Source organism: Methyloversatilis universalis FAM5 (assembly GCF_000214035.2).
GTDB classification, from domain to species: Bacteria; Pseudomonadota; Gammaproteobacteria; order Burkholderiales; family Rhodocyclaceae; genus Methyloversatilis; species Methyloversatilis universalis.
On sequence record NZ_AFHG01000043.1, the window covers coordinates 37071 to 56480 of the forward strand.

Annotated in this window: 18 protein-coding genes; 5 read left to right on the forward strand and 13 right to left on the reverse strand. The window is 59.3% G+C overall.

Translation table 11 applies throughout. The features are described from left to right. Window positions 1-44 precede the first annotated feature (44 nt). Window positions 45-491, forward strand: a complete 447-nt coding sequence (locus tag METUNV1_RS07680; protein ID WP_139026322.1) for a hypothetical protein — start codon at window positions 45-47, stop codon at window positions 489-491. Window positions 492-709: 218 nt separating this feature from the next. On the opposite strand, the gene METUNV1_RS07685 is transcribed toward METUNV1_RS07680, so the two are convergent. The 5 genes from METUNV1_RS07685 to METUNV1_RS07705 are packed head-to-tail and all read right to left on the reverse strand — an operon-like array spanning window position 710 to window position 5064. Further along, on the reverse strand, window positions 710-1879 hold the full coding sequence (locus tag METUNV1_RS07685) for an MFS transporter (RefSeq protein WP_232416232.1): 1170 nt from the start codon (window positions 1877-1879) through the stop codon (window positions 710-712). Between the two features lie 38 nt (window positions 1880-1917). After that, the gene (locus METUNV1_RS07690; protein WP_008060503.1) at window positions 1918-2373 is read right to left on the reverse strand and encodes a chromate resistance protein ChrB domain-containing protein; all 456 of its coding nucleotides are present in this window, start codon (window positions 2371-2373) and stop codon (window positions 1918-1920) included. Next, complete coding sequence (locus METUNV1_RS07695) at window positions 2370-2768, reverse strand: hypothetical protein (RefSeq protein WP_008060504.1); 399 nt, start codon at window positions 2766-2768, stop codon at window positions 2370-2372. The genes METUNV1_RS07690 and METUNV1_RS07695 overlap by 4 nt, the downstream gene beginning before the upstream one ends. After that, on the reverse strand, window positions 2765-4129 hold the full coding sequence (chrA, locus tag METUNV1_RS07700) for a chromate efflux transporter (RefSeq protein WP_008060505.1): 1365 nt from the start codon (window positions 4127-4129) through the stop codon (window positions 2765-2767). The genes METUNV1_RS07695 and chrA overlap by 4 nt, the downstream gene beginning before the upstream one ends. Then, complete coding sequence (locus tag METUNV1_RS07705; protein ID WP_008060506.1) at window positions 4126-5064, reverse strand: chromate resistance protein ChrB domain-containing protein; 939 nt, start codon at window positions 5062-5064, stop codon at window positions 4126-4128. The genes chrA and METUNV1_RS07705 overlap by 4 nt, the downstream gene beginning before the upstream one ends. Window positions 5065-5177: 113 nt before the next feature. Here METUNV1_RS07705 and METUNV1_RS07710 point away from each other — a divergent pair, with 113 nt between their 5' ends. Next, window positions 5178-6230 (forward strand): DMT family transporter, encoded by a 1053-nt coding sequence (locus tag METUNV1_RS07710; RefSeq protein WP_043359377.1) that lies wholly within the window; start codon window positions 5178-5180, stop codon window positions 6228-6230. Between the two features lie 17 nt (window positions 6231-6247). Here the strand turns inward: METUNV1_RS07710 and METUNV1_RS07715 are convergent, their stop codons facing one another. The 7 genes from METUNV1_RS07715 to METUNV1_RS07745 all read right to left on the reverse strand — a co-directional run bounded on the left by METUNV1_RS07715 (window position 6248) and on the right by METUNV1_RS07745 (window position 14741). Next, a complete protein-coding gene (locus tag METUNV1_RS07715) occupies window positions 6248-6580 on the reverse strand; it encodes a helix-turn-helix transcriptional regulator (RefSeq protein ID WP_232416231.1) in 333 nt (110 codons plus the stop codon). A 157-nt stretch (window positions 6581-6737) separates the two neighbouring features. After that, complete coding sequence (locus METUNV1_RS07720) at window positions 6738-6977, reverse strand: type II toxin-antitoxin system Phd/YefM family antitoxin (protein WP_008060509.1); 240 nt, start codon at window positions 6975-6977, stop codon at window positions 6738-6740. Window positions 6978-7075: 98 nt separating this feature from the next. After that, window positions 7076-7711: a hypothetical protein gene (locus METUNV1_RS07725; protein ID WP_008060514.1), complete on the reverse strand. Its 636-nt coding sequence runs from the start codon at window positions 7709-7711 to the stop codon at window positions 7076-7078. Window positions 7712-8364: 653 nt separating this feature from the next. After that, window positions 8365-8988, reverse strand: a complete 624-nt coding sequence (locus METUNV1_RS07730; RefSeq protein ID WP_008060516.1) for a hypothetical protein — start codon at window positions 8986-8988, stop codon at window positions 8365-8367. 269 nt (window positions 8989-9257) lie between these two features. Further along, window positions 9258-9911 carry a hypothetical protein gene (locus METUNV1_RS07735; protein ID WP_008060518.1) on the reverse strand — a complete coding sequence of 218 codons (654 nt, stop codon included), beginning with the start codon at window positions 9909-9911 and terminating at the stop codon, window positions 9258-9260. Continuing rightward, on the reverse strand, window positions 9908-13285 hold the full coding sequence (locus tag METUNV1_RS07740) for a site-specific integrase (RefSeq protein ID WP_139026323.1): 3378 nt from the start codon (window positions 13283-13285) through the stop codon (window positions 9908-9910). Before METUNV1_RS07740 ends, METUNV1_RS07735 begins: the two co-directional genes overlap by 4 nt. A gap of 37 nt (window positions 13286-13322) precedes the next feature. Continuing rightward, window positions 13323-14741, reverse strand: coding sequence for a tyrosine-type recombinase/integrase (locus METUNV1_RS07745; RefSeq protein ID WP_008060521.1), 1419 nt, complete (start codon window positions 14739-14741; stop codon window positions 13323-13325). Between the two features lie 339 nt (window positions 14742-15080). Between METUNV1_RS07745 and METUNV1_RS07750 the strand changes: the two genes are divergently transcribed. Beyond that, window positions 15081-15770, forward strand: coding sequence for a Bax inhibitor-1/YccA family protein (locus tag METUNV1_RS07750; protein WP_008060524.1), 690 nt, complete (start codon window positions 15081-15083; stop codon window positions 15768-15770). Between the two features lie 288 nt (window positions 15771-16058). Here the strand turns inward: METUNV1_RS07750 and rlmD are convergent, their stop codons facing one another. Continuing rightward, complete coding sequence (gene rlmD, locus METUNV1_RS07755) at window positions 16059-17381, reverse strand: 23S rRNA (uracil(1939)-C(5))-methyltransferase RlmD (RefSeq protein ID WP_008060525.1); 1323 nt, start codon at window positions 17379-17381, stop codon at window positions 16059-16061. A gap of 117 nt (window positions 17382-17498) precedes the next feature. On the opposite strand from rlmD, the gene METUNV1_RS07760 reads away from it, so the two are divergent. Then, window positions 17499-18632, forward strand: coding sequence for a cupin domain-containing protein (locus METUNV1_RS07760; RefSeq protein ID WP_008060527.1), 1134 nt, complete (start codon window positions 17499-17501; stop codon window positions 18630-18632). Beyond that, window positions 18629-19117: a DUF7931 domain-containing protein gene (locus tag METUNV1_RS07765; RefSeq protein ID WP_008060529.1), complete on the forward strand. Its 489-nt coding sequence runs from the start codon at window positions 18629-18631 to the stop codon at window positions 19115-19117. The genes METUNV1_RS07760 and METUNV1_RS07765 overlap by 4 nt, the downstream gene beginning before the upstream one ends. Window positions 19118-19410: the final 293 nt, after the last annotated feature.

Sequence of the window (19410 nt, forward strand, 5' to 3'; positions counted from 1 at the left end):
ACTATCAAAAGGATGGAGTCGCCTTGGACAATGTAAGGAAGGCTATGGACGCGCTGCTTTCATGCGGCGATGTAGACCTCATGGAACCATCTGGCAAGAAGTTGGCAGCTCGAGAAGAGTGCTTCGTTACCCCTCCTGAGAGTCTTTCTGGCATGCCCCTTGTCTACGCAACTTACGAGGGTTCAGGCGTCGTTGGTAGCCCAACGGCGGGCTTCGCCTACTTCGTCGAGAAGAACGATACCTTGGTTGTGATAAGCGCTGACCGCACTAGGGTTAGGCACATATCGCAAGAACAAATCATGCAGACGGTCGCAATGAGGGTCGCCCAATCGCTAGGCGCTAGTTTTCTGGTCCATGGAACACAGGTGCTCTGCAACATCAAAGGTGTCTCTCAAACTGGAGAAACCTACGGCGAGGCTGCCTTGAGAGCCATCCTTGCGTTTGAACGTGCTGAACAAGACGGTCAGGCAAGCGGCGGCCCACTTCGCTAAGCCTCATCTACCGGTACGACCGGCAGCTCGTGCGAACGTCGTCGGAACCGTCGGCTAAAGACAAACAGAGCCCCACATCCAGCCGCGGTGATGCCCGCTGTGCGCATTCATGATGTGAACAACCGACATCGCGCCATCGGTCCTATCATTTGGATTGCATGCTCGCTTACGACGAAAGTGTGAACTCTGTTCGCGGGGCCGTTGCGAGCCATCGGTGCTCACTTGCCGTGATGCCGAAATGCCTTCCAGAGCATCAAGTCGTATCCAATCTTCAAGACCCCGCAGGCGACCAGTGGTGCGGCAAGCCAGCCCGCTGCGAACAGTGCCCCACCTATGGTTGGGCTGATGGCAGAGGCTAGGCTGCGCGGGACTGCAGTAAAACTCGCTGCTGCGGCCCGCTCCGCCGGAGTCACCACTTCCATCACGAAGGCGCTGCGCACCGGTACGTCCATTTGCGACAGCAACGCCCGCACGAAGAGCAACGCAAACGTGAGTTCGAGATGGGGCACGAAGGCCGCCACGATGAGGCACACGCTGGCGGGGATGTGAGTGAACACCATCGTATTCACCAAGCCTATGCGCTCAGCAACCTTTGGTGCGACAAGCTGCGACACGGCCGACAATAATCCAGCCCAGAAGAAGAAGCTGCCTGCGGCCAGCAGTGACAGGTCGAAGCGCTGAAACAGCCACAGCGCCATCAAGGCATTGATGGCCAGCCCACCCGCGAAGGAATCCAGGGAGAACAACAACGCCAACCGGACAACAATGCCCTTCGATTCGCCGAGCGGCTGTGGCGCGGAGACTTCCAATTCCCGTTCTGGTGCGGGCAGTCTTCGATACAGCAGCCAGACCACGCCGCCCACTAGGCCATAGAACGCGAACATCACCCTGAAGGCAGTCAGTTGTCCAACACCCGTGGCCGCCACCAACAATTGTGGTACCCCGGAAGCTAGGGCGCCCAATGCAGCAAACAGTGCGCCCAACAGGGAGTAGCGAGCAAATAGGTCCGTTCGCGCCGCGCCGTGGCTGGACTCAGCCAGGCGCGCATGCTCGAGCGGCAAGAACACGCTGACATCCCCGGAGCTTGGGTTGAGGGTGCCCACGAAGGCGACCAGGAGCAGCGGCCAGAAGCTCGACAAGCTGGCGAAAGACAGTCCGGTGCCGAGCATGAGCAACGCCGCGCCCAGCAGCAGGCGGCGGTGATGGAAGCGATGGCCCCAGGCTCCTACTGCCAGGGTTGCGAAGGCTGACCCCAGCAGTGTGGCCGTGCTCAGTAGGCCCACATCGAGCGTGCCGAAGCCGAGTGCCAGCAGGTAGGCCGGCAGCAGAACCGCCACATAACCATCGGCGAAGGCCCGCAGCGCTTTCCCTACCAGGAGCGGTAGCACGACCCGGTCGGCACCCGCTGGCAGCAACCACCGTTCAATCACGCCAGCCCCAAGAAGCGCCCCATCTTCTTGAGCGGGGTATCGGCACACCAAGCGTAGAGCGCGTCGTAGATGACCATGCCATGCGCCAGCATCTCGTGGTCGTCGGTGAGGTTCAGCGACAGGCCCTTTGAGATGGCCAACAGGCCGGCAGACTCGCTAGATAGCTCCGGCTGCCCACAATCCGCACCGCGTACGATGAGCGCCAGCTTGTCGAGCGCCGCATCGCGTAGTTGGTACTTGGCGATGAAGGCATCGAAGCTGCACTGGTCCCCGTGATGCCCCAACTCGACATTGGGCACGTCGTAGGGGATGGCGCCGGTCTCGTTCGCAATCCGCATCACGTCGCCTGCCGGCACGTAGAGAAACTCCGGACTGTCATCGACGAAGCGGGTCACCAGCCAAGGACAGGCGATGCGGTCAATCTTGGGACGCTCTCGTGTAATCCACTTCATCGGGTCACCTCCATCGGTTTGGGAGACAGCGGAGTCAGCTTGCCGGTCAGCACTTCCTGGCCATCCAGGAAAAGGCGGATGGACGCTCCCTGCTGGCGAACCTCGTAGCAAGCCTCAGGGTCCCGGGACTTCGTCCAGCGCCAGCACAGCTCACTGCCGGCAACCCGCCAGTACCCTTGCGTGGGCCTGCCCATGTCCGTCCCGCGCAAGTCCCCACGCTCCAGGAACTGGTAGGCAAAGTGGACGCCATCGCCGAAGTCCTGGTTGGTGAAGGCTTGCGTGAGCGCCGTGCCTCGCAGCTTCAGCCAGCCTTTGTCGGCAGCCGTCGTATTGAAGGCGACTGCCAGGGTCGCCACGGCGAAGGACCATCGCGCCGCGCACACATTGAGTTTCACAGAAGGAACGTCTTCAGCAGGAAGCCGAGCAGTGCACACCCGGCAATCACATGAATGACATTTGCCTTGAAGCGGAACAACGCAATCGCTGCCCCCAAGGCAATCAGCGCTGACACCCACTCGAACGAGCCTTCGAAACCCTTGGGCCACAGGACGTGGTAACCAAAGAACAGAGCCAAGTTCAAGATGACGCCAACCACCGCCGCCGTGATGGCGGTCAGCGGCGCGGTGAATTTCAGGTCGTTGTGGGTCGTCTCGATGAAGGGGCCACCCAGCAGGATGAAGACGAAGGACGGCAGGAAGGTGAACCAAGTGACCAGCGTTGCCGCGACCGCACCCGCAAGGAACAGGCTATCCGGACCAAATACCGCTTTGACATAGCCGCCCACAAAGCCGACGAAGGTAACAACCATGATGAGCGGGCCGGGAGTTGTTTCCCCCAGCGCCAGGCCGTCAATCATTTGGGTCGGCGTCAGCCAGCCGTAGTGACCGACCGCCCCCTGATAGACATAAGGCAGCACGGCGTAGGCTCCGCCGAAAGTCAGTAATGCCGCCTTGGTGAAGAACCAGCCCATCTGAGTCAGGGTGTGGTCCCAACCGTAGCCAGCGGTCAGCAGTCCCATCGGCACCAGCCACAGCAGGATGCCGATGAGTGCGACCTTCACCAGTTTGCTCCAGGCGAATAGAGCATGCTCAGGCGTCGGCGTATCGTCATCAATCAACGCTCGGCCAAAAGACTTGTCTGCTTTGCCATGCCCACCACCGGCCTTGAATTTGTCCGGAGCGATACGCCCACCGAAGTAACCAATCACCGCCGCCATCGCTACGATGGCCGGGAACGGCACGTTGAGCGCAAAGATGGCAACGAAGGAGACCGCCGCAATAGCCCACAGCACATTGTTCTTCAAGGCACGCGAACCGATGCGGTGCGCCGCCTGGACGACGATGGCCGTCACCGCAGGCTTGATGCCGTAGAACAGCCCCGCCACCAGCGCCACATGGCCAAACGCAATGTAGACCCACGACAGCCCAATCAGGATGAACAACGAGGGCAGCACGAATAGACCACCCGCAATGATGCCGCCCCAGGTGCGGTGCATCAGCCAGCCGATGTAGGTAGCCAACTGCTGGGCCTCGGGGCCGGGCAGCACCATGCAGTAGTTCAGCGCATGCAGGAAGCGGCGTTCGGAAATCCAGCGTCGGCGCTCCACCAGTTCCTGATGCATGATGGCAATCTGCCCTGCGGGGCCACCAAAGCTGATGAACCCAAGCTTCAGCCAGAACAAGAAGGCTTGCCAGAAGCTGACCTCCGCGGGGAGGCCATCGCTTGTTTCGTTTGTTGCTGTCAGGGTCGCGTTCATGATTTCGGGCCTTTCTCAAATGAGGCCAGTAGTCCGTCAAAAATTCGGCTCGCCAGCGCGAGGAGTTCGTCGTCATCGGGGATGGTGTCGCGTAAGCCGGCCAGAGCGCTCTCGATGCCCGCTGCCTCCAGTGGCTGTACGCCGCCCACATCCAGGAAATGCACCAAGGCCCCAAGCCTCTGAAGGGCCGGCGTCTCCAGGTTGAAGTTGGCAAGCAGCACTTCGAAACTCACCCGGGCGCCGACGTGAGTGAACGTGGCGCCGTCGAAATCGAACCCGAGCGCATCCGCCGGGCAATCCGCAGGCGTTGCCAGCCAGAGAACCTTGGCTTGCGGGTCGATGTAGCGGCGAATCAACCAGGCACAGGCCAGCCGGTCCACCCAGGGACGCCGCCGGGTCGCCCAGACTCGCCCTTGGTAGTCCTGGATACTCAAGCGGGCAATGGCCTCATCGACCGGATGGGGTTCATCAGGAGACAAGGCCCAAGCCGCCCGCTGTTCGAGGTCGCGCAAAGCCTCGTCAGCCTGTTTCTGAGCTTCTCCTGGGAAGAAGTCGATGGCCGCCAGGTTGGTGAATGCCTTACGTAGCTTGCGCGCTTGCTTCAAGGCTTCGTTGGCCGTGTCCGGACGGAGGCTCTCGCGTGCCGCCGAGATGTCGCCCAGCAGATTGGCGAACTCGGTACTGCGGTCAAACAACGCCGCGAAGTTGCCGTCACGGGGCTCTTCAAGACGAACCACCAGCGCCGTCCCCTCCGCCGCACGAACGTCCGTCGCAACGGTATCCAGCGTGCTTTGGCAGTCCTCACGTTCCGGCATCAGATAGACGCCATCGCGCAGGACGGCGGCGCCGGATGCCTTGAGGTTTCGCCAAGCCCGCATACGGGCCGTAGCGTTCTCAGTAGGCAGACTGGTAATGAGTGCAATCCATGTGTTCATGAATACACTCTACATGCCAGTAACGAATTCTACAAATACGTTCTCTTGCTACACATATCTCTCAATCTTCAGCGGCATGCCACAATTTGACCGATGCACTTCCTACCTCTGCCATGAACCTACGTAGCTCATCCTTCAACCCCGGCGTCGTGGCTGCACTGGTTGCCGCCCTGCTGTTCGGAGCAAGCGCTCCTATCGCCAAACGGCTGCTTCAGGAAACCAGCCCCTGGATACTTGCTGGGCTGTTCTACCTGGGCTCCGGGATTGGCTTGAGCGTTTATCGCCTAGTCACACGTGCCCAAGCGGTATCGCTTCAACGAGGAGAGGCGGGTTGGCTCGCTGGCGCGGTGCTAAGCGGCGGTGTCGGCGGTCCGATTTTGCTCATGTTTGGCCTGACCGGCATGCCTGCTTCAGGGGCGGCGCTCTTGCTGAATGCCGAAGGCGTCCTGACGGCGCTACTGGCCTGGATAGTGTTCAAGGAGAATTTCGACCGCCGCATTGCGCTGGGCATGCTCGCCATTGCCTGCGGAGCGGTGATTCTGAGCTGGCCGGGCGAAGCCAGGTTTGCCGGCGCGCTGCCGGCCCTGGCGATTCTGGGCGCCTGCTTGTGCTGGGCCATCGACAACAACCTGACTCGCAAGGTCGCGTTGGCGGACGCAACCTGGATTGCCGCCGTAAAAGGAACCGTGGCCGGTAGCGTGAACCTCGGGCTGGGTTTGGCAGTGGGGGCCGAGCTACCCACTCTTTGGGTCACGCCAACCGCCATGTTGGTTGGCCTGCTGGCCTACGGGGTGAGTCTCGTCCTGTTCGTGGTAGGCATGCGGCATCTGGGCACCGCTCGAACCGGGGCCTATTTCTCCGTTGCGCCATTCTTTGGCGCCGTGCTGGCGGTGCTGAGTGGAGAGCCCATCACGCTGCCTCTACTGCTGGCAGGCGCCCTGATGGCGCTGGGTATCTGGTTGCACCTCACCGAGCGGCATGAACATCAGCATGCCCACGAAGCGATGGAGCACAGTCATGAGCATGCCCATGACGAGCACCACCAACACACTCATGAATCCCCGATTGCTTCGGGCGCCAAGCACACCCATCTGCACAAGCATGAGCCGATGGTCCATATCCATACCCATTTTCCGGATGCACACCATCAAGGACACAGCCACTGAGGCTTGGCTTACCTAGTTCAAGGCTTTCCGGCCTTCTGCATCCGTGGTTTGCTGGCCCGCTGACGAGGGGCCGCCTCCCGAGTGAGCATCAGCGGATTGATAGTGGGAACCGGGGCAATCATGTCGAGCCAAGCCTGTCTCCCCAGGGCGCGGATGACCAGAATCAGCGTCCGCAGTGATGAGCCCGCTCCACTTTCCAGGTTGCGCAGGGTGCGGAGGCTGATGCCGGCCCGCTCAGCCAGGGTCGCCTGGTCCAGGTTGCGGTGGATTCGAAGGGTCTTCAGCCGTTCGCCCAGCGCTGCCTCCATCTCGGCCGGAGTCTGATGCTGCGGGGTCTCGTTCGTTGTCACTTCGCCCTGTACCTGCTTGTAATAACAGGCAATATTATTCCTCTTATTTTCCCCTGCGGTGGCAATTTAACAGGCAAATTATTGCCTTTTGCTGCGGATGCTCTATGCGCCGCTGACCCCAGGGCGCCGCTGCAGATTGATACCTGCACACGGGCGGTCACTCACCATTGAACATGCGCTCGATTTCTGAGCTATGAGAGGCGTCAATGTCATCGGGCACCTCGAACATTCCTTTGGCAACACCTAGCCGTCTTTCCGTGGCTGCTGTGGCGGGCACGAGTTTCGCGACAGGGTGTCCGGCTCGAGTGATGACGACCTCGTTCAGCTCACCACTCTCCAGCCTCGCGACTAGCCTGGACAATGAGGCTTTTACCTTCGAGAGGTCAATGGGCTCCATGTCGCACGCCTCCTGAATCTCACCATTGAACGAACGGCGCTGGCCACCTGGACGGTCTCAATTTCGGATAGCAGCTGCAGTTCAACGATGCGCTTGCTCTAGCGTGCCAGGAAATCTGCTGCGGCGAATTTGATGCGTCCAGGTAGGAGCGGGAGCGCTTGCAGGGGCGTCAATCCGCCCAAGGACTCGTGGGGGCTGGTGAAGAACCACAGCTTGTTCTGGCCGGGCATGTCGCCCAGAGATTTCGTCACCGCCTCCAGCTTTCGTCTGGCCGGCGTCGCGCACAGGTAGAACGCGGGGAAGTAGTCGGTGGCGTCCACCCGCACCGTGAACATCCGCCGGGCATTGACAGCTTGAGAGAGCGCTCGGGCGGACAGGTGGAGACCGCTCTGTAGTGCTGTCGCCGTAATCAATTCGCCATCTTCCACCCACTGCCGGCGAGCGGCCAAAGCCAGGTCTTCTACGAGGGCACGCAGGCCGCGTCCCATCCTTTTGCCTGCGCCTGCTCGCACAGGGCGAGAGAGCGTCGCCTTGGAGGTGGGCGGATTGTTGACTTCAAGATACAACGCAATTTCCTGCTTCAGACGCCGGCCCAATTCCGCGTCGGGGAGCGCGAGGAGTGCCCTGACTGCAGTCTCCCCGCACGTCCTGGCGGCCAGCGCTCCGGCGAGGAGTGCTTCGTAGGTGTCTTGGTCGAGCTGCGGGCCGGTCGTGTCGGTGAGGTGCGTTTTCATAGGGGCATGTCGTGATGAGACTGAACTTCAGCGCAGAGAGGGGCTACCGCTTCTCCGCGGAGAGCTTCGTCTTGTCGGCTGTTCTTTGGGAGAACGCATCAACACCTGGATGACAGATGGATTCGCCTGCTGGAGCCGGTCCGCTTCCACTCGATAGCCATACAGTTGGTGTAAGCAGAGGGCCACGGCGCAGGACCTGGAGAATCCGCCTTGGCAATGGACGACTATCGTATGGACAGCCCCAGGGAGGTCTTCGACAAAGCGACGGATGAGAGCGGCCTGATTGTCTGTAAAAGCGCCGGACAGTTTTGCCTGGGCCCTTGTGGACAGCTCTTTACTCAGGAAGTCCACGTCATGGAATTCCAACCGTAGCAGGTATGCGAATCCGTCGAGGGCTGCTGGTGGCGTGTTCGGCGTTGTTATGGAGATGATGGCGACGGACGAAAGGCGAGGCAGTTGCTCCGCCTCGTGCCTGGAGACGGCAAACACCTGTCGCCTGTTTTGCAGTATCGGGTGGTACAGGTGGTTTATGACGTCCTTCAATCGTTGATGCATGTGGCGCCTCGGGTCATCGAGGGGGTCGTAACAGAGTCGGTAGCTTCAGTCTATATGCTTGCCGCCTGCTTAAGCCTACGGTCTGCCACAAGGCTTAGTTAATACTTCTCGTGGTTCATGAGAGCGCGTAGGTGACGTGCTTCGCCTGCGTAGCTCTTTGCTCGGCCAACATCGTCCTTCATGGCTTCGATAGCCTGCTGAGCATCGGGGTCAGTGAAGACCTTCTCTACTTTGCGGACAAGAGCGAACAGGTTCCAGGCTGCGATGAGGACTAGGTCTTGGATAGGCTCGTCGATGTAGGCGTCGCCCACGGCTTTCTTCCTGCCCGTCGCTCCGTGCCAGCGCGGATTTTTCATGAAACTAGGCACGCTGTCGGGTCCGAAGGACAGAAGATACCCATGGACAAGGCTATTGCGGTACTCGTTCAAGTCCTCGGCGGCATGTGCAGCGACCTTTAGGACGGCATTGCATTTGTCGCTCAGTTTGGGGTTGCCCTCACCCAGCATCTTGAACTGTGCCTCGGTGTTCATTGTCTCGGTGAAAGGGCGAACGCCTTCAATGTCCCTCTCGCTCAAGGCCCACAGGGCGCGCTCGAGCGTGTTCTCGAAAAGACCGTAGGCAGTGATAAAAGCGCCAATTAGCATCAGATGGTTCGACTGAAGGCCAAACCGCATCAGTCGTTCCTGGATGTCCAAGGACTTCTCTGTATAGTCGTACGGCATTACCTCCTCCGTTCCGGGGCGCCGCCCCCGAACTCGCACTCAGCGGGAGACCGCCGCTTCGCGGAATGTTCGGGATTGGTTCGCTATGCGACAGCCAAGACCAGCAGTTGCACCGTATCTGATGAGTGGGCCGTAACCTGAACGATGTATTTGCCGAATCGCCACCGCCAACCGGCATATTTAGCCCCTCGGTCCCAATAAGCCTGAACCTCGGTGGAATATTCGCGACTGATGTCCTCGCCACTTCGCCCACCAATTGGCTCTGCTCGTTACTGGTTGCCATCAGCTAACCCCAGCAGCAGATGCTTTTGCTGTTGTAGCCATTCAAGATAGGCTGTCGCTCGTTCAGGACCGATGACCACTCGCTGACTCGTCCGTGCAGACAAGTCCACGATGGATTTCCTCTCGAAATTGATGACCATCGAGTCTTTGAGTCGCTCCAGCAGAGCCGTCAGCGCCATCGCCGTATCAACGAAAGCTAAATAATCCGCATTACTCCCACCAGGAGCAGGAAGCACCCCCTCAGCCGGAGCTGAAAGCGCGGGCACCTCTTCCTTTCGCTGGATGTAGGTCTCCAATCGCTTCAACTTGTCCTGCAAATTCGAATTTTCCAGCTTCAGTGCAAGCATCCGAGCCCGCAATACCTCCGGAGGCGCATCCTCATCCCGCACTGCAGCCCATTGAGTCTCCGGTATCCCCGAATGTTCAGCCAGTAGGCTTTTGTACCGGGGGTTGCGCATGAGCGTCGTGCGGTGAATGTTGGTAATGGCGCCAAGGTATTCCGCCAAGGCGCCCAGAGACCTGAAGACCATCTTGTGCTTCTTGCACTTGGCCAACTCGCTCTTGATGAGGGCAAGGGCCTGTTGTTCCCGCTCATCATTGAATTTTTTAATATTGGCCGCACCGCGAAGAGACTTGGTCATTCAGACTCTCCAATGCGCAAATGACCTGAAGCAGGCAAGGCGGGTTGGCGAGTCAATTGGTTGCCCAGCTCAGAGAGAGACAACTGATTTGCCCGCATCACCGTCTTCAGTAAACTCGCCGCAAGCGTGACGTCCGCTGGGCCAGGCAGTTCAGAAAGAAAGTCTCGGTTATCCCGACCTCCCAAAAGGCGCCGCCGGATACCGCTGGCCACCGCTTGAACCTGAGGAGTTTGCATTGTCGGATAGGCATTAGATTCTGCTATCCGACAAAGAAGAAACTCGACTTCGCTCGAGTTCCTCACCACCCGCTGCAAATGCTGACGAACGATTTCTGGCTCTTCTGCGTGATAAAAGTTAGCATCGTCACTTGAGCCGCCTTTTGCCACGATTTCAGCGTGCGACTTGGCAAGAACTTCTTCGCTCAGTTGCCAGCCAATCCATTCGTTAGTATCCAGTTCAACTGAATCCCATAACTCATCGGCACCGTCAAGCTCTCCAGCCTCTTCTAAAGTGTCGGATTGCTTCAACTGGTAGCGTATTCGCTCCAGAAGGGCGTTCTTCTTTGCCGCAATGGCAGGCAGATGGTCGATACCCTTTAGCGCCAGCGGACACATTCCACAGCGCTTGAAATCACCGACGGACTTCACGACGTCTGCAGGGCACTCATCGCCAACTGGACATATATGTGTGGGATGAAACCGCACCAGACTCATCGGGCCGTTTCGTAATTCCTCGATGGCCTCAGCGCTCAAGTTCTCAGTTTCCGCCGTATTCCAAAGGGTAATCGCGGGCATGACGCGGAACTGTTGAATTGCCGCTTCTCGGTTCGCCATAAAGCTTCGCGCCATGGCGCTATCGGGCTTGTCTGGCCGAACGTACGCTGCATTATCTTGCTCGAATCGCTCTGCATCACCGAAGATTGCACGGTCTGCCGCCTCAAGTCTTTCATGCAAATCTTCAGCCCGAGGTGCTTGATAGTACCCGGTCACAGCGGTGCTGCTATGACCGAGCTCCATTGCAATATCCGAAGTCTCCATCAACCCTTGCCGATTGGTAGCATATGTCGCTCGGCAAGCATGTGGGGTATTGATTGTCCGAATGGAGACGGGGCAATACCGCGTGCCGTCCTCCGATACGATTACTTTGGGCTCGGCACTGCTCTTAGCCCTGGGTATAGAAGTGACTTTGACAAACAATGTACGCCGACCTAGCACTCCTGAGTAGAACTCCTGGAACCCCACCAACAACAAAACCCAATAATCCTGGTAAATATTTTCCGTAATCGGATTAGCCGACGAGGCTCCTCTAAACAAAGGAACAATATGCCCGAAGCGTGAGTTTTTACGGCCTTTATAGGGCACCGCCTCATCCATATCCGGCTCATCTATGCTGCATTGGAACGCGTTTTCTCGAAGCAACAGGGACCGTACGCGGAATACGATGTCGGGAACCCACGGCTTCGGCTTCGTTTTATCGGTATTCACAAACAGCCGATAGATATAGCGCCCCGAGGGCTGAAAGGAAAACTCATGGATAGCTTGTTCTCCACGGTTCTCTTGGTCCCATGTTCTTCTGTCAAGCCATCGCAGCCCCGAAAGACGCGACCCTGTCTCAACCGCAGCAACTAATACCCGAACAACGGTCAGGTGCGGCACGAAGCGTTCAATCGGGGCGCCCCCCTCGCCCTTAAATAGTCGGGTTACCCAACTAAAAACATTTGGAACGTGAGTTATGGGAGCAAGCCTCCCCCTCACTCGAACAAAGGGGACAAACCCCTGCACCGAGGTGTCCAACCAGCGCATTAGGCTGAGTTGCCGAAGTTCATCGATGCTGAATTCGTTTGCCAAGCACTTTCCCAACAAGTATTCACCCATGGCCTCCACAGCGTAGACATAATGAATCAAGTAGCTGTAGGCCGCTTTTGGGAACACAACTTTGGAGGTCTTAGTCCTTTTCGAAACGCGAGGCAGGTCAAACTCGTCGAATATCGGATTTCTAAAATCAGGGCCAGCTATTTCCTTCTCTTCTGAAAAGAACGACTCAACAAAGCGGAAAAATAGCTGAATGTGCTTCAATGCAACATATTGGCTCTCACGGCCACGGCGTAACCTCAATAGCTCGGGGAATGTCGCCGGATATTGCTCTAGCGGTTCATCGACAGAACGATAAAAGAAGGCATAGCGCCCAAAGTCCTTTGGCGCCGTAGGCAGCCGAACGAGCGAATCCGGATAAAGCTCCTTCCACCACGGCAAATAGAGAAACAGATAGTCGGAGAGGTGGTTGAGTGACGAGGTAATGCTTTTCTCATCCTCGTACCCCTTTACCTCCTTGCGATGCTTCAAGAACGCTTTCATGGCTGTCCGCCAATGCATCACAAGACCATCATAAGAAACGTGGTCCCTACCTGGGTACCGTGGCAGTTCGACAAGCCAATCAAAACCACCCCGTCTCTTGCCCGAATATTCTTGATAATACGTTAGCGCATCGGCATGGCGCTTAGATTTGGCAAGAGCAAGAAATTCTTCAACATCCTTTTCCGAAAGTTCACCGACCACTTTCGAGTTGGCTCTTCTTCTTTTAGGGAGTAAGTTATTGTCAGACTTTGTATCTGACTTTTCGTGCGCCAGCACGAAATCAGCAAACGACTGTTCGAGGATATTTCCTGTAGTCCATTGCGAATATCTAACTAGCTCGTCGGAGGAGTAGCTAACACTTTCTGGAAATGCCTTCCGTAGTTCAGCGAGAAACAAGACCCAAGGCACTGGGGATGTAATGGCAGGCATGCCGCTTTGACCTGCCATGAACTGGCGTTGCGCCCTGTGGAGTTCAGCCAATTCATCAAGGCGGACATCCCCTATGTTGCCCCATGAAGCCGCAAAAATCACTCGTGGCATGTAATAGAACATACGGCGGGCATCGCCTTCAGCAATTCCCTCAGGAGGACTCTCGGGGTTGAATTTTCGGGTAAAGGCATACACCTCACTACCAATTGGCACAGGGTCAAAATACGTACCGGGCGAGAACACCGTAGGTAACAGAATGGCCTTTTGCTGCCAGAGTTCGACCAGCAGCAGTTTGAAACCCTGTTTGATGGCTGGGATTGCGCAAGCGGGGGGCCGTAACCCGTGAAGGTTTTCTTCTAACTGGTCTAGCAGGTCGCTTAAACCCTCATTGCGGCTATTCAGCGCTGAAAAACTTAAGGCTGTATCTAAAAAGTTGCCACCAAACTCCGCTTTTGACCGAACATTGGCAGCTGAAAACAAATACTGGAACCCGTGCGGTGAGTCCCACTTAAGACGAGCAGGCGGTAGCCCGTAGCGCCCTTCCAAATGAGCCAGAACCGTGTTTATCCCGCGGCGAATTATGACATTCATGTCCATCACGGGGCAGAGGACAATGCGGTCTGTCGCGTTAATCACGGCGGTCTCCATCTGGGTCACGAGGAATAGCGAGCAATTGGTCCTCGCGGAGCCCCAAAAGGTATTGGTCGGCTTGAGCCAAGCGCCGCTCGATACTTCTACGCTTCTTTCGGGCATAGATTCGGGTGCTGCTGATGCTCTTGTGCCCCATCAACACTTGAACTTCAGCCAATTCAAGGCCGAAGAGCCCCTTTTCGGGGTCCACTGGAAAATCATTCACCATATAGACGCCGTAGAGGTGCCGGAGCGAATGCAGAGTCCAGTGTTTCTTGCCCACATTCGGCTGAGGCACAGAAGCCCGCTCGCAAGCCGCCTTGAAACTCTTATTCAGCGCGGCGTCTGAGGCCCCCACATAGGGCTTCCCGCGCAACCCCGGTTCGACGTACTGAAACACGTAGTCGCCTTCTGATTTATTGCGCGGCGGGACATATTCAGTTTTCACATACTGTTCCAGAGCCTGGAAGAACGCCTGCCTGAATGGCTGAATCAGGTAGGTCATGGAAACCTCTCTTCCCTTGAAACGAGCCTGCTCTTGCACGGTCAAATCTCCGCCAAGCCTTCTTCCGAGCGGGTCGAGCACGTAGATTCTTTGGTTTTGAATATCGATGTCTGACCATTGGAGGTTCAGTGCTTCGCTGACTCGAATTCCCGAGGCAGCCAACAGAAGCCATAAGGCTCGGTCCCGCCACGACGTGGCTGCGCTTGCCAGGGGAAGAACATAATCGAGAGGGAAATCGGGATTGCGCAAGTCCGTCTGAATAGGCTCCGACGGATTTACCAACCTGCGAGGCCTCGTGAGGCCTTCGCCTCGAAAACGCATCACGCTTCCCAGCACGGAATTCATGCGCATGTTTCGCTTCTCAGCTGCAGATAACCTATCAGCACCGGAAAGCGCCGCAATCAGTGAGGAGTAGGAATCCTGGTGTTCCAAGCCAAGGAGCTTGGCTCGCTCAAACGCCTCAACGGCCAAGGATTCAGAAAGACGCAGAAATCGATTGATTGCCGCTAATGTATTGCTGAAGCTGTTAGCCGCTATGGGTTTGCGTTCCAAGGCATGACAGACATCCGCAAGCCATTTGTTTTCAGGACTTTGCTGGAGGGACGCAGATACGCGCGCGCACACCACTCGCGTGCCATCCCTTAAGATGACCGGATAGGTATCGATAACTTCGTTGAGATGGCGCTTACTGGGGGCCGAGGAGGCTCCAAACGCCTTCGCCTCGACAAGATAATCTAAGAAGCCTGCGACGACTTCGGCATAGCGCTTCTGAGTCGCAAAAGCGTAATCCCAATTTTTCTCACAAAAATAGGAAAACGCTGGAACGGGTATCCCCTGCTCATCGAGAAGTACCCAAGTCGTGTGTCCGAGTCTATCGGTCTCAACACGCACGAAATTTTTCAAACCAGCCATAGACCACCTGTGCAACAGGACGCGAACAATCTAGCGCCATTAGTTGCACAGTGCAAGAACTAATCGTCAGGCTTGATTTAACTAGGCTTTAAGGTGCTGCACTAGGTGCACAAAAACCGGGTTAAGATAAGAACTCACGAACGCCTTGCGACGTTGCCGGTTTTCAAGACCGGTGCATTCAACCACTCTGCCAAGCTTCCGGATGCCGCCTGCCGGGCGCGGAGCCGCGCGGGGCAAGGGTTGTGATGAGGGGCGAAGTCTAGCACGGGCCGCTGTCATTGAAACTTCGCCCCCCCTGCGATAGTCTTTAGAACACTAACTATCCTTCGGGAGACTTTGATGCAACCGCAATTCCAGAGCATGCAGACCACCGGTTCGATCGCGGTCGGCCAGAACCGTGTGCTGCGCAACACCTATCTGATGCTGGCCGTGTCCATGGTGCCGACGCTGATCGGTGCGCTGGTGGGCATACAGATGCGCTTCTCCTTCTTCGCCGGCAGCCCGCTGGTGTCTTTCCTGGTGTTCATGGGCGTGGCCTGGGGCTTCATGTGGGGCATCGAGAAGAACAAGAACAGCGGGCTGGGCGTGGCCCTGCTGCTGGGCTTCACCTTCTTCATGGGCCTGATGCTGAGCCGCGTCCTGCAGGTGGCGCTGGGCTTCTCGAACGGCGGCAGCATCATCGCGATGGCCGCCGGCGGCACCGCGGCGACCTTCTTCGTGCTGTCGTCGATTGCGGCGACCACGAAGCGCGATTTCTCCGGCATGAGCAGCTTCCTGACCGTGGGCGCCATCGTGCTGCTGCTGGCCATCGTCGCCAACATCTTCCTGCAGATTCCGGGCCTGTACCTCGCGATCTCGGCCGGCATCGCGCTGCTGTCGGCGGCCTGGATGCTGTACGACATCCAGAACATCGTGCGCGGCGGTGAAACCAACTACGTGAGCGCTTCGCTGTCGGTATATCTGAACCTGTACAACCTGTTCGTCAGCCTGATCAATCTGCTGATGGCACTGACCGGCCAGCGCGAATAAATCCCGCTGTCACCGGATAAACAAAAGCCCCGGGGGCGAAAGCGTCCGGGGCTTTTTGTTGACCGCTGGTTTTCGCGGCCTGACGGCTTCTGCTTGATGAGCGCCGCGCGACTGCCCAGGCAGCATCGCGGCGAGGGCGCCGCTCCCACGCGCTCCCACGAATCCGGCCACAGACTGCGGACACCCGTGGGAGCGGCGCCCTCGCCGCGATATGGCCGTTGAAGGGGCACAGAGCCCCCTTCAGGCGCTGCATGGGGGAGCCGCTCCTTCTCCCGCCGGTCAGCCCGCTCAGCCGCGCTCGATCAGCGCGATCGATTCGACGTGCGAGGTCTGCGGGAACATGTTGGCGATGCCGGCACCGCGCACGCGATAGCCCTTCTCGTGCATCAGCACCGACAGGTCGCGCGCCAGTGTGGCCGGATTGCAGGACACATACACGATGCGCTTCGGCGCCGCTTCGTCGGCCGCGTGTGGCAGCGCCTTGCACAGCTCAACTGCGCCCTCGCGCGGCGGGTCGATCAGCATCTTGTCGAAGCGGCCGAGCTTCGCGAGCGACGCTTCATCGGTGTCGAACAGATTGGCGACCGCGAAGCTGCAGCGCGCGCCCAGGCCGTTGGCATCGGCGTTGCGCGCCGCTCGTTTCACCAGCGCGTCCGCGCCTTCGATGCCGACCACATCGGCGCCGAAAGTGGCGATCGGCAGCGAGAAATTGCCCAGGCCGCAGAACATGTCAGCGATGCGCTCGCCCGGCTGCGGGTCCAGCAGCGACATCGCGCGCCGCAGCAGCGAGCGGTTGATGCCGTGATTCACCTGGGTGAATTCGGTCGGCGCGAACGCCAGCTTCACGCCGAAATCCGGCAACGAGTAGGCCAGTTCGGGCATCGGGATTGGCCAGAACGGCACCGCGGTATCCGGGCCACCCGGCTGCACGTAAAGGTATAGCCGGTGCTTCTCGCCGAAGGCGCGCAGCGCAGCCTCGTCCTCGGCCGTCATCCGGTCGAGGATGCGGAACACCAGCACCGTCATCTGCTCTTCGCGCTCACCGCCGATGGCGATCTCGATCTGCGGCAGACGGTCGCGCAGCGAAAAGCCGCTGATCAGCTCGCGCAGCGGCAGGAACAGCGCCGACACGTGCGGCGGCAGCACCTCGCAGGAACTCATGTCGGCCACGTAGCTGGACTTCTTCTCCCGGAAACCGACCAGCACGCCGCCCTTGCGCGCGACGTAGCGCACCGACAGCCGCGCCCGGTAGCGATAGCCCCAGCCGGGACCGACCAGCGGCGCGAACACGGTTTCCGGCTTCACCCGGCCGACATGCCACAGCGCGTCTTCCAGCACGCGCTGCTTGACCGAAGCCTGCGCGGCGACATCCAGGTGCTGCATGCTGCAGCCGCCGCAGTAGCCGAAATACCTGCAGCGCGGCGTCACCCGCTGCGGGCTGGCGCGCACGATGCGGCTGATCTGCGCCAGTTCGTAGGACGACTTCTTGCGGTAGGGCGAAAAATCGACGGTTTCGCCCGGCAGAGCGCCATCGACGAAAATGACCTTGCCTTCGTGATGGGTGACGCCGCGACCTTCGTGGTCCAGCGATTCGATACGGGCGACCGGCATGGGCTGTCCTGCAGAAAGCGAAAGGGCGCGATTTTACCTGCAGCCGTGGCGCACTTGTCCGCTGAAGCGCAGCCGGCCCTGCCCCGCCGCTGCCGGCTTCGCGGATAATCGCTGTCCATGGACAAGACACTGCTCGGCGGGCTCACGGCCCGCACCTTCCTGCGCGACTACTGGCAGAAGAAACCACTGCTGATACGCGGCGCGATTCCAGGCTTCAACGGCCTGCTGCCGCGCGAGGACCTGCTCAATCTGGCGCGCGACGAAGACGTCGAATCGCGTTTCATCGAACACGACAGCCACAACTGGAGGATGGAGCGCGGCCCGCTGCCGGCTTCGCTGATCCGTCGCCCGAAAACCCGGCCGTGGACGGTGCTGGTGCAGGGTCTGAACATGCTGCTGCCGGAGGCGGACGCGCTGATGCGCCGCTTCAGCTTCATCCCCTACGCGCGGCTGGACGACGTGATGGTGAGCTACGCCACCGACGGCGGCGGCGTCGGGCCGCACTTCGATTCCTATGACGTGTTCCTGCTGCAGGGCACCGGGCGCCGCCGCTGGCAGATCAGCGAACAGAGCGATCTCACGCTGGTCGAGGACGCACCGCTGCGCATCCTGAAGAATTTCGTGCCGGAACAGGAATGGGTGCTGGAGCCGGGCGACATGCTCTACCTGCCGCCCAAGTGCGCGCACAACGGCATCGCCGAGGGCGAATGCACCACCTACTCGATCGGCTTCCGCACGCCGTCGATGCAGGAACTGGCCACCGGCTTTCTCGACCATCTGCGCGAACAGGTGTGCCTGGCCGGCATGTATGCCGACCCGGATCTGACGCTGCAGGCCGACCCTGCCCTGCTGCCGGCGGCGATGATCGACAAGGTGGAGGCGGTGCTCAAGGGCGTCACCTGGACGCGCAAGGATGTCGAGGCCTTTCTCGGCAGCTATCTGAGCGAACCCAAGCCGCATGTGTTCTTCGACGCGCCGGACGACGCGCTGACGCCGAAGCGTTTCGCCGCCGCGGTGACGAAGAAGGGCGTGCGCGTCGATGGCCGCACGCTGCTGTTGCGCAGTGGCCGGCAGTTCTGGGTGAATGGCGAACCGGTCGAGCTTCCGGCTGGCAGCCATGACGCGCTGAAGGCGCTCGCCAGCGCGCGCCGGCTGGACCGCGTGCCGGACGAGGCGGCGCTGATCGAACTGCTGTACGACTGGTACGACGCCGGCTTCATTCACGTAGGTGCGCAGGACACCGCCGCTTGAGCGACCAGGCCACAGCGCAGCGCTTCGACGACCGGGCCGGCTATCAGGCTGCGATCAGCGGCCTGCTGACCGGCATCGACCGCAGCCTGTACATTTTCGACACCGACCTGACCGGCACCGGTCTGGACGGCCGCGCCGCGGTCGAGCGGCTCACCACCACGCTGGCAGCGTCGCCGCGCGCCGAGATGCGCATCGTGCTGCACGATGGAGGTCCGCTGCAGGCGCGCATGCCACGGCTGTGGGCACTGTGCGCCGCACAATCCCATCGCGTGCAGATCCGCCAGACGCCGCGCTCGCTGCGCCACCTGACCGAACTGTTCATGCTGAACGGATCGTCCGCCCTGGTCATCCGCACCCACAGCAACCACTGGCGCGGAAAGGCGGTGAGCGGCGACGGGGTGCTGTGCGCCGGCTACCGCGGCCGTTTCGACGACATCTGGGAGGCCTGCTCATGTTGCATCAGCACAACAAAACTGGGGCTGTAAAACCTTGTTTCGAGACGTGCAACTTGATACGCATCGCTCGTGCTACTATTTTGGGCTGATCGAGGTCGCTAGCTCGATCGGGTGATTTACCGAATTCACGTTGATTGCCAACAGCCAAGGAAACCAAAATGCAAAAGTCCCTCCTCCTCGCCGCCGTCCTCGCCGCTGCCCTGGCCGCTTGCTCGAAGCCGCAAGAAGCCCCGGCCCCGGCCGCTGAACCGGCTCCGGCCGCTGCTCCGGCTCCGGCCCCGGCTGCTGAACCGGCACCGGCTCCGGCTGCTGCCCCGGCTGAC